At 73.5% G+C, this 15,185-nt stretch carries 13 protein-coding genes; 9 read left to right on the top strand and 4 right to left on the bottom strand.

The features are described 5' to 3' along the window. Window positions 1–1,410: an amidase gene (locus ACTMS9_RS04850; RefSeq protein ID WP_441164212.1), complete on the bottom strand. Its 1,410-nt coding sequence runs from the start codon at window positions 1,408–1,410 to the stop codon at window positions 1–3. A 16-nt stretch (window positions 1,411–1,426) separates the two neighbouring features. Next, window positions 1,427–2,566 (bottom strand): cystathionine gamma-synthase, encoded by a 1,140-nt coding sequence (locus tag ACTMS9_RS04845; protein WP_280837777.1) that lies wholly within the window; start codon window positions 2,564–2,566, stop codon window positions 1,427–1,429. Window positions 2,567–3,013: 447 nt separating this feature from the next. Here ACTMS9_RS04845 and ACTMS9_RS04840 point away from each other — a divergent pair, with 447 nt between their 5' ends. From ACTMS9_RS04840 to ACTMS9_RS04805, 8 genes are all read left to right on the top strand, one after another. Then, window positions 3,014–3,439, top strand: coding sequence for an HIT family protein (locus tag ACTMS9_RS04840; RefSeq protein ID WP_441164211.1), 426 nt, complete (start codon window positions 3,014–3,016; stop codon window positions 3,437–3,439). A 74-nt stretch (window positions 3,440–3,513) separates the two neighbouring features. Next, window positions 3,514–4,176: a peptide-methionine (S)-S-oxide reductase MsrA gene (gene msrA, locus ACTMS9_RS04835; RefSeq protein ID WP_441164210.1), complete on the top strand. Its 663-nt coding sequence runs from the start codon at window positions 3,514–3,516 to the stop codon at window positions 4,174–4,176. Between the two features lie 203 nt (window positions 4,177–4,379). Then, window positions 4,380–6,164 carry an N-acetylglutaminylglutamine amidotransferase gene (locus ACTMS9_RS04830; RefSeq protein ID WP_441164209.1) on the top strand — a complete coding sequence of 595 codons (1,785 nt, stop codon included), beginning with the start codon at window positions 4,380–4,382 and terminating at the stop codon, window positions 6,162–6,164. Window positions 6,165–6,166: 2 nt separating this feature from the next. Next, window positions 6,167–7,984, top strand: coding sequence for an N-acetylglutaminylglutamine synthetase (ngg, locus tag ACTMS9_RS04825; protein WP_441147157.1), 1,818 nt, complete (start codon window positions 6,167–6,169; stop codon window positions 7,982–7,984). Next, entirely contained in the window at window positions 7,981–9,165 is a 1,185-nt protein-coding gene (locus ACTMS9_RS04820; protein WP_441147159.1) for an osmoprotectant NAGGN system M42 family peptidase, read from the top strand. Before ngg ends, ACTMS9_RS04820 begins: the two co-directional genes overlap by 4 nt. 387 nt (window positions 9,166–9,552) lie before the next feature. After that, window positions 9,553–10,482 (top strand): ribonuclease Z, encoded by a 930-nt coding sequence (locus ACTMS9_RS04815; RefSeq protein WP_441147160.1) that lies wholly within the window; start codon window positions 9,553–9,555, stop codon window positions 10,480–10,482. Further along, window positions 10,479–10,988: an N-acetyltransferase family protein gene (locus ACTMS9_RS04810; protein WP_441164208.1), complete on the top strand. Its 510-nt coding sequence runs from the start codon at window positions 10,479–10,481 to the stop codon at window positions 10,986–10,988. The genes ACTMS9_RS04815 and ACTMS9_RS04810 overlap by 4 nt, the downstream gene beginning before the upstream one ends. A 63-nt stretch (window positions 10,989–11,051) precedes the next feature. After that, on the top strand, window positions 11,052–12,002 hold the full coding sequence (locus ACTMS9_RS04805) for a S1C family serine protease (protein WP_441164207.1): 951 nt from the start codon (window positions 11,052–11,054) through the stop codon (window positions 12,000–12,002). Window positions 12,003–12,125: 123 nt separating this feature from the next. On the opposite strand, the gene ACTMS9_RS04800 is transcribed toward ACTMS9_RS04805, so the two are convergent. Then, window positions 12,126–13,496 (bottom strand): cystathionine beta-synthase, encoded by a 1,371-nt coding sequence (locus ACTMS9_RS04800; protein WP_441147164.1) that lies wholly within the window; start codon window positions 13,494–13,496, stop codon window positions 12,126–12,128. Between the two features lie 76 nt (window positions 13,497–13,572). Next, entirely contained in the window at window positions 13,573–13,929 is a 357-nt protein-coding gene (locus tag ACTMS9_RS04795) for a YkvA family protein (RefSeq protein WP_441147166.1), read from the bottom strand. 182 nt (window positions 13,930–14,111) lie between these two features. Between ACTMS9_RS04795 and ACTMS9_RS04790 the strand changes: the two genes are divergently transcribed. Beyond that, entirely contained in the window at window positions 14,112–15,161 is a 1,050-nt protein-coding gene (locus ACTMS9_RS04790; RefSeq protein ID WP_441147168.1) for an SGNH/GDSL hydrolase family protein, read from the top strand. The last annotated feature ends 24 nt before the right edge of the window (window positions 15,162–15,185 follow it).

The following is a 15,185-nucleotide window of genomic DNA, read 5'->3' as shown; positions in this document are numbered from 1 at the left end:
TCATGCGGCGGCCGGTGACCCCGTTCCGACCCGGGGATAGCCGGGGGCGTGCCGGGTCCACGGCGCCTGCATCTCGAACTGCCCGGCGACGGAGAGCAACAGCAGCTCCGAGCCGGGCGGGCCGATCAGCTGCGCGCCGACGGGCAGGCCGTCCGGGCGCCGGCCGACCGGCACCACGATGGCCGGCAGGCCGGCGATGTTCCAGGGCGCCGCGTACGGGGCGTACCGGATGTTGGCCTTCATGTTGGCGACCCACGACCGGGTGGACCAGGCGGCGGCCTCCGGCGGCGGACCGGCCAGCGCCGGGGTGAGCAGCAGGTCCACCGAGTGGTCGGTGAAGAAGTTGATCGAGCGGTCGCGCCAGGCGGCCCGGTCGGCCTCCCGGACGTACCCCCGCCGCTGCGCCCACTCGCCGAGCGCGACGTGCCGGCGGCTGCGCCGCTGAAGGTCACGTCGGGCGATCCCGGCGGCACGCACGTCGGCGGCGGCCGCGGCGAACCAGGTCGCGATGCCCTGCAGGCCGAGCGCGGTCGGGTAGACCGGGTCGGCGGGAACGGTGTCGTGGCCGGCGGCGGCGAGCAGCCGGCCGGCGGCGGCCACCGCGTCCCGGTTGGGGGCGTCCGGCGAGACGCCGCGCACCGGGGAGCGCAGCGAGACACCGACCCGCAGCCGCGGCGGTGGGACCAGCTTGTCGGCCCGGCGCCCGGCGAGCACCTGGAAGCCGACCGCGGCGTCCGCCACCGTGGTGGTGAGCATCCCGTGCTCGGTGAGGCCGAACCAGTCCTCCGCGCCGAGCTGGGTGGGGATCACGCCCCGGCCCGGCTTCAGGCCGACCAGGCCGCAGCAGGCCGCCGGGATCCGGATCGAGCCGAGCCCGTCGTTGCCGTGCGCGATCGGCACCAGCCCGGCGGCCACCGCGGCGGCGGCGCCGCCGGAGGAGCCGCCGGGGGTGCGGCGGGTGTCCCACGGGTTGCGGGTGATCCCGGACTCGTCGTCGGTGAGGGCCCAGAGGCCCAGTTCCGGCATCCGGGTCAGCCCGAGGATCACCGCGCCGGCGCCGCGCAGCCGCCGGACCACCTCGTGGTCGGCCTCGGCGACCGGGGTGCGGCAGGCGGCCGAGCCGTTCCAGGTGGCTACGCCGGCGACGGCGGTGTTCTCCTTGACCGCCACCGGCACCCCGGCCAGCGGAAGGTTGGCCAGGTCCTCCTGCTCGTCGACCTTCTCCGCCTCGGTGATCGCCTCCCCGCCGCGTACCGTGCGGAACGCGGCGAGGTCGGCGTCGACCCGGGCGATGTGGTCCAGGTGGTCGGCGACGACCTGGGTGGCCGAGACATCGCCCCGGCGTACGCCCCGGGCGATCTGCTTGGCGGTCGCTCCGACCCAGGTCGGCATGATGTCCTGCACGGCCACCCTCCCCAGCCAGCGGTCAGCCCAGCGCCTGCTCCAGATCGGCGAGCAGGTCGTCGACCGTCTCGATGCCGACAGACAGTCGCACGAGATCGCCGGGAACTTCAAGCGGCGAGCCGGCAGCACTTGCGTGTGTCATCCGGCCCGGGTGCTCGATCAGGGACTCGACGCCGCCGAGCGACTCGGCGAGCACGAAGAGCTTGGCCCGGTTGCAGATCTCCACGGCGTGCTCCTCGCCACCGGTGGCGCGGAAGGAGATCATGCCGCCGAACCGGCGCATCTGCTTGGCGGCCACCTCGTGACCGGCGTGCGAGGGCAGGCCCGGGTAGATCACCTCAGCGACCTTGGCGTGCCCGTCCAGGTACGCGGCGATCCGCTCGGCGTTGTCGCAGTGCCGGTCCATGCGTACCCCGAGGGTCTTGATGCCGCGCAGGGTCAGCCAGGCGTCGAAGGGCCCGTTGATCGCGCCCATCGCGTTCTGGTGGTAGCGCAGCTCGTCGCCGAGTCCGGCGTCGGCGGCGATCAGCGCGCCACCCACCACGTCGGAGTGTCCGCCGATGTACTTGGTGGTCGAGTGGACCACCACGTCCGCGCCGTGCGCGATCGGCTGCTGCAGGTACGGCGAGGCGAAGGTGTTGTCGACCGCCAGCAGCGCCCCGGCGTCGTGCGCGACGGCGGCCAGGGTGGCGATGTCGGCGATGCCGAGCAGCGGGTTGGTCGGCGTCTCCACCCAGACGATCTTCGTGGTGGCGCGCATGGCGGCCCGCACGGCGTCGGTGTCGGAGACCTTGGCCGGGGTGTAGTCCAGCCCCCAGCGCTCGGCGACGCGGGCGAAGAGCCGGTAGGTGCCGCCGTACGCGTCGTCCGGGATCACCACGTGGTCGCCCGGCTTGCAGACGGTGCGCAGCAGGGTGTCCTCGGCGGCCAGGCCGCTGGCGAAGGCGAGCGCCACGGGGCCGCCCTCCAGGGCGGCGAGGCACTCCTGGAGCGCGTCCCGGGTGGGGTTGCCGGAGCGGCTGTACTCGTAGCCGTGCCGAGGCGCGCCGACGGCGTCCTGGGCGTAGGTGCTGGTCTGGTAGATCGGTGGGATCACCGCGCCGGTGCGGGCCTCGGGGTCCTGGCCGGCGTGGATGGCGAGCGTCTCGAAGCCGTGACTCATTCCCGAGACGTTAGTCCGCCGGTCCACCGGGACGGGCGGAACCCGGCCGCGGGTCGCCCCGCTTCCCCCGTCGGGCGCGGTCCGGGTGTGCCCGACGCTCCCTGTGGAGCTGATGACGTAGACGATTCACGGCCCGCATCGGCCACCCCGAGGCGACGCACCCGCACCCGCACCCGGTGAAGCCGGTCACCGCCGCCGCCGTCTCCTTTGGGCGCGTCTCTTGGCGCTGGGACGACGACAGATGCACCCGCGGTACGTCTCCCCGGATCTGCCGTTCACTGGGAGACGACCGGCGGGTGCCGGGGGTGGGTGAATCGTCTACGACGTCAGCTCCACAGGGAGCGTGGGGCACACCCGGACTCCGCCCCGCCACCCGCCGCGGCGTACGCCCATCGACCCGTGTCGCGGGGGCGGGCGCCCCCCCCGTTCCGGCATTACGCTGCCCGGGTGAGCGGGTGCGTGTTCTGCGGGATCGTGGCGGGCGAGGTGCCGGCGTTCCGGGTGGCGGACGAGCCGGACGGGGTTGCCTTCCTGGACACCCGGCCGGTGTTCAAGGGCCACGTGCTGGTGGTGCCCCGCACCCACCTGATCACCCTGACCGACCTGCCGGCCCCGGCGCTGCCCGGCTACTTCGGCCTGGTCCAGCGGCTCGCGGTGGCGGTGGAGTCCGGTCTGGGGGCCGGTGGGACGTTCGTGGCGATGAACAACAGGGTGTCCCAGTCGGTCCCGCACCTGCACACCCACGTGGTGCCCCGGACGAAGGGCGACGGCCTGCGCGGCTTCTTCTGGCCGCGCACCCGCTACTCCGACGACGCCGAGGCGCAGGGGTACGCCGACCGGGTCGCCGCCGCCCTCTCGCCCGCCGCTGCCTGATTCCGGCAGGCCCGGGTAAGGAACCGGGGCCCGGCGGTGTTGCAGGCGGGGAGAGGTACGAGAGGAGTCCCACCGTGTTCCTTCGCCGCATGAAGGCCGAACTGCCCACCCCCGACCAGGCCCTGCCGGGTCGCCCGATCGCGATGCCGATCGGTGACCGGCACGAGGTGCTGCCGTCGACGCTGAAGGGTCCGTTCCCGGAGGGTTCCCAGGTCGCCGTCTTCGGCATGGGCTGTTTCTGGGGTGCCGAGCGGCTGTTCTGGACCCTGCCCGGGGTGATCACCACCTCCGCCGGCTATGCGGGCGGCACCACGCCGAACCCGACGTACGAGGAGGTCTGCTCGGGGATGACCGGGCACGCCGAGGCGGTCCAGGTGGTCTACGACCCGGCGAAGATCAGCTACGAGGACCTGCTGAAGGTCTTCTGGGAGAACCACGACCCGACCCAGGGCATGCGCCAGGGCAACGACGTGGGCACCCAGTACCGCTCCGCGATCTACACGACGACCGACGAGCAGCGGGCGACCGCGGAGGCGTCGCGGGACGCGTTCGCGCCGATCGTGGCGCGGGCCGGCAAGGGCGAGATCACCACGGAAATCGCGCCGCTGGGCAACTACTACTTCGCCGAGGACTACCACCAGCAGTACCTCGCCCCGACGAAGAACCCGAACGGGTACTGCAACCACGGCCCCAACGGGCTGAGCTGCCCGGTCGGCGTGGCCCGTACGACCGGCTGACCGACCGGAATGTCCGATACCGGGCCTGCGGTGTTCCTCACACCGCAGGCCCGGCACATTTCCGGCATAGGTCGCCGGCAGCACCGGAACCGCCAGCCCGGGGCGGTGGCTACCGACGGTAGCGGCGTATGATAGCGAAGCGTCACCCGACTGTCATCGTCTCAACAGGCGAACTGCAACAACCTCTGGCAGCATGGGCTCGCATGTGCGGACTTGCGGGAGAGTTTCGCCGTGACGGTTCACGGGCCGACGTGTCGGCCGTGGAGCGCATGGCGGCCACGATGAGTGACCGAGGCCCGGACGACAGTGGGGTCTGGTCCCAGGGACCGACAGCGCTCGGACATCGACGCCTGAAGATCATCGACCTCTCCGCGGCCAGCGGCCAACCGATCGTGGACGCCGCCGCCGGCCTGACCGGCGTCTTCAACGGCTGCATCTACAACTACCGCCAGCTGCGCGAGGAACTTCAGGCCAAGGGGTACCGCTTCTTCTCCTCCGGCGACAGCGAGGTCGTCGTCAAGGCGTACGCCGAGTGGGGGCTCGACTTCGTCGACCACCTGATCGGCATGTTCGCAGTGGCGATCACCGAGCGGGACACCGGCCGGCTGGTGCTGGCCCGGGACCGGCTCGGCATCAAGCCGCTCTACCTGGCCGAGACGCCGGGCGTGGTGCGCTTCGCCAGCACCCTGCCGGCGCTGCTGGCCGGCGGCGGCGTGGACACCGCCATCGACCCGGTGGCGCTCGCCCACTACCTGAGCTTCCACAGCATCGTGCCGCCGCCGCGGACCATCCTGCGCGGCGTCACCAAGCTGCCCCCGGCCACCGTGCGGGTCTACGAGCCCGACGGCCGCACCCACGAGCGGGTCTACTGGGACCCGTCGTTCACCCGGGCCGCCGAGCGGGCCGACTGGTCCGAGCAGGACTGGCAGGACGCCCTGCTGGAGTCGCTGACCACCGCCGTGCGCCGCCGGATGGTTGCCGACGTGCCGGTCGGCGTGCTGCTCTCCGGCGGGCTGGACTCCAGCCTGGTGGTCGCGCTGCTGGCCGACGAGGGGCAGTCCGGGCTGTCCACCTTCTCCATCGGTTTCGACTCCGTCGGCGGCCGGGAGGGCGAAGAGTTCGTCTACTCCGACCTGGTCGCGAAGACCTTCGACACCGACCACCACCAGCTCAAGGTGGCCGCCGGCGACCTGGTACCGCCGCTGGAGGCGGCCGTCGCGGCGATGAGCGAGCCGATGGTCAGCCACGACTGCGTCGCCTTCTACCTGCTCAGCCAGGAGGTGTCGCGACACGTCAAGGTGGTCCAGTCCGGGCAGGGCGCCGACGAGATCCTGGGCGGCTACCACTGGTACCCGCCGCTGGCCGGCATCGACCGGGAGCAGGCGCTGCAGACGTACGCCAAGGCGTTCTTCGACCGGGACGCGGCCGGCCTGGCGCGGGTGCTCAACCCGGACCGGCTGGCCGACGGCGACCCGGCGCGGGAGTTCGTGGCGGCGCACCTGGCCCGGCCGGGGGCGCAGACCGCGGTCGACGCCGGCCTGCGGATCGACACCCAGATCATGCTCACCGACGACCCGGTGAAGCGGGTCGACAACATGACCATGGCGCACGGGCTGGAGGCCCGGGTGCCTTTCCTGGACCACGAGTTCGTGGAGCTGGCCGCGAGCTGCCCGCCCGAGCTGAAGCTGGCCCAGGGCGGCAAGGGCGTGCTCAAGGAGATCGGCCGCCGGGTCCTGCCGCACGAGGTGATCGACCGGCCCAAGGGTTACTTCCCGGTGCCGGGCCTCACCCACCTGGAGGGCAAGCTGCTCGACCGGGTACGCGACGCGCTCTCCGCGCCGGCCGCCCGCCGCCGCGACCTGTTCCGCGCCGACTACGTCGACGCGCTGCTCGACGACCCGAACGCCGAACTGACCCCGTTGAACGGAAACAAGCTGTGGCAGCTGGGACTCCTGGAAATGTGGCTCCAGAGCCACGGGATCGACTGACCATGACCGACACGGTGACGACCACCGACCGGGAACGGGTGCCGGGCCGACACCGGGAGCGGATCGGCCCCGGTGGCGACCCGGTCGCGCCCGGCACGCCGGCACCCCGCCCGCACAGCACCGACGGGGCCGGCGTGGTGCTGGACTGCGGCTGGGGGCGGCTGGTCTTCGGCCAGACCTTCACCGACCAGGCGGCGGTGGCGGACGTGCTGCGCTCCGAGGCGGCCGGCGCCCGGGACATCTGCATCTACCTGCGCGACCCGCACGTGCTGGTGTCCCGGCTCCCGGACGAGCTGTTCATCGACCCGTCGCTGACCTATCGGCTGCCGCTGGGCGAGCGGCGTCCGGCCGCCACCGACGGCGACGGCGAGATCCCCGGCCTGGTGATCCGGCCGCTGCGCGACGCCGACGACGCGGACGCGGTCAACCGGATCTACGCCCGCAACGGCATGGTCACCGCGCCGGTCGACGTGCTGGTCGACAACGCCGGCACCGACCGTTTCCTGCACCTGGTCGCCGAGGCCGCCACCGGCGAGATCGTCGGCACCATCACCGGCGTGGACCACGTGGCGGTCTTCGCCGACCCGGAGAACGGCGCCAGTCTCTGGTGCCTGACCGTCGACTTCAACACCGCGCCGCCCGGCACCGGCCAGGCGCTGCTGACCGGGCTGGCCGACCGGCTCGACGAGCGGGGGCGGGCCTTCGTCGACCTGTCCGTGCTCGCCGAGAACTCCGGCGCGATCCGGCTCTACGAGCGGCTCGGCTTCCACCGCACCGCCACGCTCTGCGTGAAGCGGAAGAACCCGATCAACGAGCGGCTCTTCCTGCCCGCCACCCCGGCCGGGTACGACGACCTCAACCCGTACGCGAAGATCGTCGCCGACGAGGCGATGCGGCGCGGCATCCGGGTGGAGGTCACCGACCCGCGCTGGGGGGAACTGCGGCTGACCAACGGCGGCCGGACCATCCACACCCGCGAGTCGCTGTCCGAGCTGACCTCGGCGGTGGCGATGAGCCGCTGCGACGACAAGCGGGTCACCCGCCGGATCCTCAGCGAGGCGGGGCTCTCCGTGCCGCGCGGCCGGACCGCCACCGGCGGGCCGGACGACCTCGCCTTCCTCGCCGACGCCGGGCCGGTGGTGGTCAAGCCGGCGCGGGGCGAGCAGGGCAACGGCATCACCGTCGGCGTGCGCACCGCCGAGGCGCTGACCACGGCGGTCGAGCTGGCCCGGCGGTTCTGCCCGGACGTGCTGATCGAGGAGCTGCGCGACGGCGAGGACCTGCGGGTGATCGTGATCGACCACGAGGTGGTGGCCGCCGCCGTCCGCCGGCCGGCGCAGGTGACCGGCGACGGGGTGCACGACATCGCCGCGCTGGTCGACCGGCAGAGCCGCCGCCGGGCCGCCGCCACCGGGGGCGAGTCCCGCATCCCGGTCGACGAGATGACCCGCGAGGTGGTCGCGGAGGCCGGGTACCGGATGGACGACGTGCTGCCCGAGGGCGAGGTGCTGGCCGTCCGCCGGACGGCCAACCTGCACACCGGCGGCACCATCCACGACGTGACCGCCGAGCTGCACCCGGCGATCGCCGAGGCCTGCGTGGCGGCGAGCCGGGCGCTGGACATCCCGGTGACCGGGCTGGACCTGCTGGTGCCGGCGCCGGACCGGCCGGAACACGTCTTCATCGAGGCCAACGAGCGGCCCGGGCTGGCCAACCACGAGCCGCAGCCGACCGCTGAGCGCTTCGTCGACCTGCTCTTCCCCGGCACCCGCGCCCCGCAGCGGCTCTGGAGCCCGGCCGGACCGGGAGCCGCCGCGTGAGCCCGAAGCCATTGGAGATCGACCTGGCCTACCTGCGCCAGGTGCTGCTGGAGCTGTTGGAGATCCCCAGCCCGTCGGGGCGTACCGACCACGTGCAGCAGTACGTCGGCGAGCGGCTCTCCGCGCTGGGCATCTCCTCCACGTTGACCCGGCGCGGGGCGCTGAGCGCCTGCCTGCCCGGTCCCCGCCAGACCGGCGCCGACCGGGCGATCGTGGTGCACACCGACACCATCGGCGGCATGGTGAAGCGGCTCAAGGAGAACGGCCGGCTGGAGCTGAAGACCATCGGCACGCACAGCGCCCGGTTCGCCGAGGGCGCGCACGTCCGGGTCTTCACCGACGACCTGGACCGGGTGATCACCGGTCAGGTGCTGCCGTTGAAGGCCAGCGGGCACCGCTACAACGACGACGTCGACGTGCAGGGCGTCGGCTGGGAGCACGTCGAGGTACGGCTCGACGAGCCGGTCGACGACATCGCCGGCCTGCGGGCGCTCGGCATCGACGCGGGCGACTTCGTGGCGTTCCTGCCCAACCCGACGATCACCCCGAGCGGGTACGTCAAGTCGCGGCACCTGGACGACAAGGCCGGCGTGGCCGCCGTGCTCACCGCGTTCAAGGCGATGGTCGACGCCGGGATCACCCCGGCGGTCACCGCGCACCTGCTGGTCACCGTCACCGAGGAGATCGGCCACGGCGCGAGCCACGGCCTCGACCCGGACGTCGCCGAGATCGTCTCGGTGGACGCGGCGGTGGTCGCCCCCGGCCAGCAGTCCCGGGAGGACGCCGCCACCCTGGCGATGGGCGACGGGGTGGGCCCGTTCGACTACCACCTGACCCGCAACCTCGCCTCGATCGCCCGAGAGCACGGCGTCGACCTGGTCCGGGACGTCTTCGACTACTACCGCTCGGACGTGGCGGCGGCGGTCGAGGCCGGCGCGCACGCCCGAGTGGCGCTGCTCGGCTTCGGCGTGGACGCCACCCACGGCCACGAGCGCACCCACCTGGACGGGCTGCGCCACCTCACCCAGCTCCTCTGCCTCTACCTCCAGAGCGACCTGGTCTTCCCGGAGTGGGACGCCGAGCCGGCGGGAGACCTGGCCGACTTCCCGTCGCTGGCGGTGCAGCCGGCCAGCGAGGAGGGCCCCCGGGAGGGCCCGATCGGCATCGCCGACGCCTCCTGATCCCGCCGGCGACCGCTGCCCGTCGGCGGGCGGGGCGGGCCCGACGCATTTCCGTCCGGGCTGTGATCGAAATCCGTTGCCGGTGCCCGGCGGGACTGGATAGCGTGGCCGTACACGGGAAAGGAGGTGGTCCAGACTTGTATAGCAATCGGACTCGTGAGGTGGCTGTCCGCTAGCCGCTGTCCTCGACAGTGACACCCGTCCGCCGCGAGGCGGGCATCTGCACCATCGTCGAGACCGTGTGGCAGCGGTGCGGCGAAACCACGACAGCCACCCGACCCCCGGGGTGCCGGCCCAGTCCAGCCGGCCCGCGCGCGAGCGCGGAAGCCCCGGGGGTCGCTTCATGTCCGGCCCGGCCGGACCGGTCAGTTCAGCGGGGAGGCCGCCTTGTCCATGCGCGAGCTGGTGGTGCTCGGGACGGCCAGCCAGGCCCCCACCCGGCAGCGCAACCACAACGGGTACGTGCTGCGCTGGGACGACGAGGTGATCCTCCTCGACCCGGGCGAGGGCATCCAGCGGCAGTTGCTGCACACCGGGGTCACCGCCACCGACCTGACCCGGATCTGCGTCACCCACTTCCACGGCGACCACTGCCTCGGTCTGCCCGGCATCATCCAGCGGCTCTCTCTGGACCGGGTGCAACATCCGGTGGCGGTGCACTTCCCGGCCGGCGGCGCCGAGTACTTCGCCCGGCTGCGGCACGCGACCTCCTTCCACGAGACCGCCGAGTTGGTCGTCGAGCCGATCGAGGCGGACGGGCAGCGGATCACCGTGCGCGGGGGCACGCTGGAGGCCCGCCGGCTGCGGCACTCCATCGAGACGTACGGCTACCGGCTGGTGGAGCCGGACGGCTGCCGGATGCTGCCGGAGCGGCTGTCCGCGTACGGGATCGCCGGGCCGGCGGTCGGGGAGCTGCTCCGCGTCGGCCACCTCGACCTGGACGGGCGGCGCGTCACCCGGGACGAGGTGAGCGTGAACCGACCGGGCCAGCGGTTCGCCTTCGTGATGGACACCGCGCTCTGCGACGCGGTGTACGCCCTCGCCGAAGACGCCGACCTGCTGGTCATCGAGTCGACCTTCCTGGAGTCGGAGACCGCCCTGGCCGCCGAGGCCGGCCACCTGACCGCGGCTCAAGCCGCGCGGGTGGCGACCGAGTCGGGGGTACGCAAGCTGGTGCTCACCCACTTCTCCCAGCGGTACAGCGACCTGCGCCGCTTCGCCGACGAGGCCCGCAGGCACTTCGCCGGGGACCTGGTCATCGCCGAGGACCTGACCACCGTGCCGGTCCCGCCCCGCCGGGTAGCCTCGGCCGGATGACCCTCACGCTGCGCCCCGCCACCGTCGACGACCTGATGGCGGTCGGGGCCCTGCACCGGCGGTCGCGGGTGGCCGCGTACTCCTCGTTCCTGCCGGCGGAGGCGCTGGCCGACCCGTCGGCCGAGGCGATGGGCCGGTACTGGGTCGAGCGGTTCGGCTGGGAGCGTGACGACCACCGGATGACCCTGGCCGAGCGGGACGGCCGGCTGGTCGGCTTCAGCTACCTGGGCCCGGACGACGAGGGCGATCCGGCCACCGGCCTGCTCAACGCCATCCACCTCGACCCCGACGAGCGGGGCCGGGGCACCGGCCGCGAGCTGATGGTCGACGCGCTGGACGCCATGCGGTCGCGCGGCTGGTCCGGGGCGGTGCTCTGGGTGCTGGCGCAGAACCTCGACGCGCGTCGCTTCTACGAGCGCGGCGGCTGGACGCCGGAGGGCACCCGGCGCGACGAGCACTTCGGCCCGATCGTCGTCCCGCAGGTCCGGTACGCCCGACCGCTCTGACCCGCCCCGTTCGCTCTGAGCTGATCGGGGCATGCCCGTCGATGCGACGGCGTTGCCGGGTTCATGGACACCGATCACACCGAGCGGGCGGAGGACGCCGCGCTCGACGCGTACTCCCGGGTGGTCACCGGCGTGGCGGCCCGGGTGCTGCCCAGCGTGGCCGCCCTGTCGGTGCGGACCGCGCGCGGGGCCGGCGCCGGCTCCGCGATCACCGTGGGCACCGACGGCCTGCTGCTGACCAGCGCCCACGTGGTGCAGGGCGCCCGGGACGGCTCGGCCGCCTTCGGCGACGGCACCGAGGCGCGCTTCCGGGTGGTCGGGGCGGATCCCCTGTCCGATCTGGCGGTGCTGCGGGTGGACGAGGCGACCGTGCCGCCGGTGGAGCTGGGCGACGCGGACACCCTGCGGATCGGCCAGCTGGTGGTCGCGGTCGGCAACCCGATGGGGCTGGCCGGCTCGGTCACCGCCGGGGTGGTGTCCGGCCTGGGTCGGTCGCTGCCTGCCCGCGACGGCCGGGTCACCCGACTCATCGAGGACGTCATCCAGACCGACGCCGCGCTCAACCCCGGCAACTCCGGCGGCGCACTGGCCGACTCGGCCGGCCGGGTGATCGGGGTGAACACCGCCGTCGCCGGCTACGGCCTCGGGCTGGCCGTGCCGATCAATGCCACCACCCGGCAGATCGTCGACGACCTCATCGCCAACGGCCGGGTGCGCCGGGCCTGGCTGGGGGTGGCCGGCGTCCCGGTGCCGCTGCCACCGGAGGTCGCCGAGCGCACCGGCCAGCGCCGTGGCCTGCGGGTGGTCGAGGTGGTGCCGGGCAGCCCCGCCGGACAGGCCGGGATCTACCTCGGTGACGTGATCCTCTCCGCCGGCGGGCGATCGGTCCGGGACGGCCAGGGCCTGCAACGGCTCATGCTCGGCCCGGCGATCGGCACCCGGCTGCCGGTGACCGTGCTGCGCCGGGGCGCCCTCGTCGACGTGGTCGCGGTGCCGACCGAGCTGGGCCGCTGAGCAGTCACGCCCCGTCCCGGTCGGAGTCCGCCGAGAAGACGATCACGCCGAGGTGGCCGACGCCCGGTACGACGACGCGGGGCCTCCCCCCGACAGGAGGAGGCCCCGCGGTACGTCGTCGGGTCAGCGCGCGCCGAGGTGGGCGAGCAGGTCCTGCCGGGTGAGCACGCCCTTGGGCTTGCCGTCGACCAGCACCAGCGCCGCGTCGGACTTCTCCAGCAGGCCGACCGCCTCGCTCACCGGCTGCCCGCCGCCGATCATCGGCAGCGGCTCGGCCATGTGCCGCTCGATGGTGTCGTGCAGGTGCGCCTGCCCGGTGAAGAGCGCGTCGAGCAGGTCCTTCTCGGCGATCGAACCGGCCACCTCGCCGGTCACCACCGGCGGCTCGGCCTTGAGCACCGGCAGCTGCGAGACGCCGTACTCGCGCATGTAGTCGATCGCGTCGCGGACCGTCTCGGTGGGGTGCACGTGCACCAGCTCGGGCAGGCCGCCCGGCTTGCTGGCGAGCGCGTCGGCGACGGTCGGCTCGGTGCCCGAGTTGTCCAGGAAGCCGTACCGGGCCATCCAGTTGTCGTTGAAGATCTTCGACAGGTAGCCCTTGCCGCTGTCCGGCAGCAGCACGACGACGACGTCGTCCGGGCCGGCCTTGCGGGCCACCTCGAGGGCGGCCACCACGGCCATCCCGCAGGAGCCGCCGACCAGCATCCCCTCCTCGCGGGCCAGCCGCCGGGTCATCTCGAACGAGGCCTTGTCCGACACCTCGATGATCTCGTCGGCGACGCCCCGGTCGTACGTCTCCGGCCAGAAGTCCTCACCGACGCCCTCGACCAGGTACGGCCGGCCGGTGCCGCCGGAGTAGACCGAACCCTCCGGGTCCGCCCCGATGACCTTGACCCCGCCCTCGGAGGCCTCCTTCAGGTAGCGCCCGATGCCGGAGATGGTGCCGCCGGTGCCGACGCCGGCCACGAAGTGGGTCAGCCCGCCCTCGGTCTGCTTCCACAGCTCCGGGCCGGTCGTCTCGTAGTGCGAGCGCGGGTTGGCCGGGTTGCTGTACTGGTTGGGCTTCCAGGCGCCGGGGATCTCCCGGGCCAGCCGGTCGGAGACGTTGTAGTAGGAGCGCGGGTCCTCCGGCGCGACGGCGGTCGGGCAGACCACCACCTCGGCGCCGTACGCGCGCAGCACGTCCTGCTTGTCCTGGCTGACCTTGTCCGGGCAGACGAAGACGCACTTGTAGCCCTTGAGCTGCGCCACCAGGGCCAGCCCGACGCCGGTGTTGCCGCTGGTCGGCTCGACGATGGTGCCGCCCGGCTTGAGGATGCCCGCGGCCTCGGCGTCCTCCACCATCCGCAGCGCGATCCGGTCCTTCACCGAACCGCCCGGGTTGAGGTACTCCACCTTCGCCAGCACGGTGGCCTGGATGCCCTCGGTGACGTTGCGCAGCCGTACCAGCGGGGTGTTGCCGATCAACTCGACGACGTTGTCGTAGTACTGCACCTCGTTGTGCCCTTCGTTGCGGCGCCGGCGTCGGCGGCCGGGCAGACGTTTCGTTCGTCGCCCAGGGTACGTGCCGTCAGGGGATCATCTGCCCGGGGATGACGGAGCTGCGACGCGCCTCCCACTCCAGGAAGCGCTCGGTCTCCGCCAGCACGCTGCCGGCCAGCCAGGTGACCATGACCGCGTCGTCCACCAGGCCGAAGATGGTCAGGAACAGCTCCGGCACCACGTCCACCGGCGAGAGCACGTACGCCGTCGCCGCCGTCATCATGGCCAGCCGGAGGCCGCCGTCGTACTCGCCCCGGGCGGTCGCCCTGATCATCCGGGGCAGCGCCGCCAGCCGGGCGCCCAGCGAGGGCCCGCCCCGGGCGCCCGCCGTCAGTGCCCGGAACAGCGCGGTGAACGCCGCGCTCCGCTTCAACGTCCTGCTCATCTCGTCCGACCCCTTTCCGCCCGACCAGCATGACGCGGGTGCGCAAGCCCGCCGCGACCTGCTCCTCCGGTGCCCGTCGCCGTCGCCGTCACCGGACAGGTACCCAGAAGCGGCGCTTCCCAGGCACGAACCGGCCAGCCCGAGGAGAGCGGCGTGTCGGGCCGGCGCGATAACGTGGCGGTATGGGGGTGGCTGGTTCCGTCGTACCGGGTCCGCGCTGGCACCGCGCCCGCCAGATCGCCCGGATGGCGGCGATCGGCACGGGCGCCACCGCGGCGGCGTTCGTCGCGACCGGCGGGGTGCTGCTCGGTCAGGCCCGCCAGGCCCGGCGCACCATCCCGATGGCCGAGGCGCCCCCACCCCGCTGCGACGGCGTCTACGGCGCGAAGTGCCCCGGCCGCCCGCTGACCATGGTGGTGCTCGGCGACTCGTCGGCGGCCAGCTACGGCGTGCACCGGCGCCGGGAGACCCTGGGGGCGCTGCTCGCCACCGGGCTGTCCCGACGGCTGCACCGGCCGGTCCGGGTGCACCGCTTCGCCGTGGTGGGATCGCTCTCCGCCGGGCTCAGGCCGCAGGTCGAGTCGGCGCTGGAGTGCGACCCGGACGTCGCGGTGATCCTGATCGGCGGCAACGACGTCACCAACCGCACCCCGCCCGCGCTGGCGGTGCGCTATCTGGTCGAGGCGGTCCGCGCGCTGCGGGCCGCCGGTTGCGAGGTGGTCGTCGGCACCTGCCCCGACCTCGGCGCGATCCAGCCGATCCAGCCGCCGCTGCGCTGGCTGGCCCGGCGGTGGAGCCGGCAGCTGGCCGCCGCCCAGACGGTGGCGGTGGTCGAGGCGGGCGGCTGGACGGTCTCCCTCGGCGACATGCTCGGTCCCCGGTTCGTCGCCGAACCCACCCGGATGTTCGCCTGGGACCGGTTCCACCCGTCCGCGGAGGGGTACGCGGTGGCCGCCGCCGCGCTGCTGCCCACCGTCATCTCGGCGCTGGGCGCCGGCGCGGAACGCAGGCCGGTGCCGGTCCGGGGCGAGGGGGTACGGTCGCTGCCGGAGGCCGCCCAGGAGGCGGCCCGGCACGCCGGGACGGAGGTCAGCGGCGCCCAGGTCCGGGGTCGCGACCGCGGGCCGGCCGGCCGCTGGGCCCATCTGCGCCGGCGGGCCTTCTTCGGCGTCGGCGCGGTGCCGCAACCCGGTCCCGCCACCGACTCACCCACACTGGAGGGATCGGCATGAGCGAGCGAACCACCGGGCCCCGCG

The sequence above is a fragment of the Micromonospora sp. L31 genome (assembly GCF_052068075.1).
In the GTDB taxonomy this organism is placed as follows: Bacteria; Actinomycetota; Actinomycetes; order Mycobacteriales; family Micromonosporaceae; genus Micromonospora; species Micromonospora purpureochromogenes.
The sequence above is the reverse complement of the archived record's forward strand: the minus strand, read 5'-3'. Positions and strand labels throughout refer to the sequence as shown.

Excerpts from the sequence above, each read along its gene's own strand:
- ngg (WP_441147157.1), top strand. The coding sequence starts at position 6,167 with ATGACCGACACGGTGACGACCACCGACCGGGAACGGGTGCCGGGCCGA.
- ACTMS9_RS04790 (WP_441147168.1), top strand. The coding sequence starts at position 14,112 with ATGGGGGTGGCTGGTTCCGTCGTACCGGGTCCGCGCTGGCACCGCGCC.
- ACTMS9_RS04810 (WP_441164208.1), top strand. The coding sequence starts at position 10,479 with ATGACCCTCACGCTGCGCCCCGCCACCGTCGACGACCTGATGGCGGTC.
- ACTMS9_RS04845 (WP_280837777.1), bottom strand. The coding sequence starts at position 2,566 with ATGAGTCACGGCTTCGAGACGCTCGCCATCCACGCCGGCCAGGACCCC.
- ACTMS9_RS04805 (WP_441164207.1), top strand. The coding sequence starts at position 11,052 with ATGGACACCGATCACACCGAGCGGGCGGAGGACGCCGCGCTCGACGCG.
- ACTMS9_RS04795 (WP_441147166.1), bottom strand. The coding sequence starts at position 13,929 with ATGAGCAGGACGTTGAAGCGGAGCGCGGCGTTCACCGCGCTGTTCCGG.
- ACTMS9_RS04830 (WP_441164209.1), top strand. The coding sequence starts at position 4,380 with ATGTGCGGACTTGCGGGAGAGTTTCGCCGTGACGGTTCACGGGCCGAC.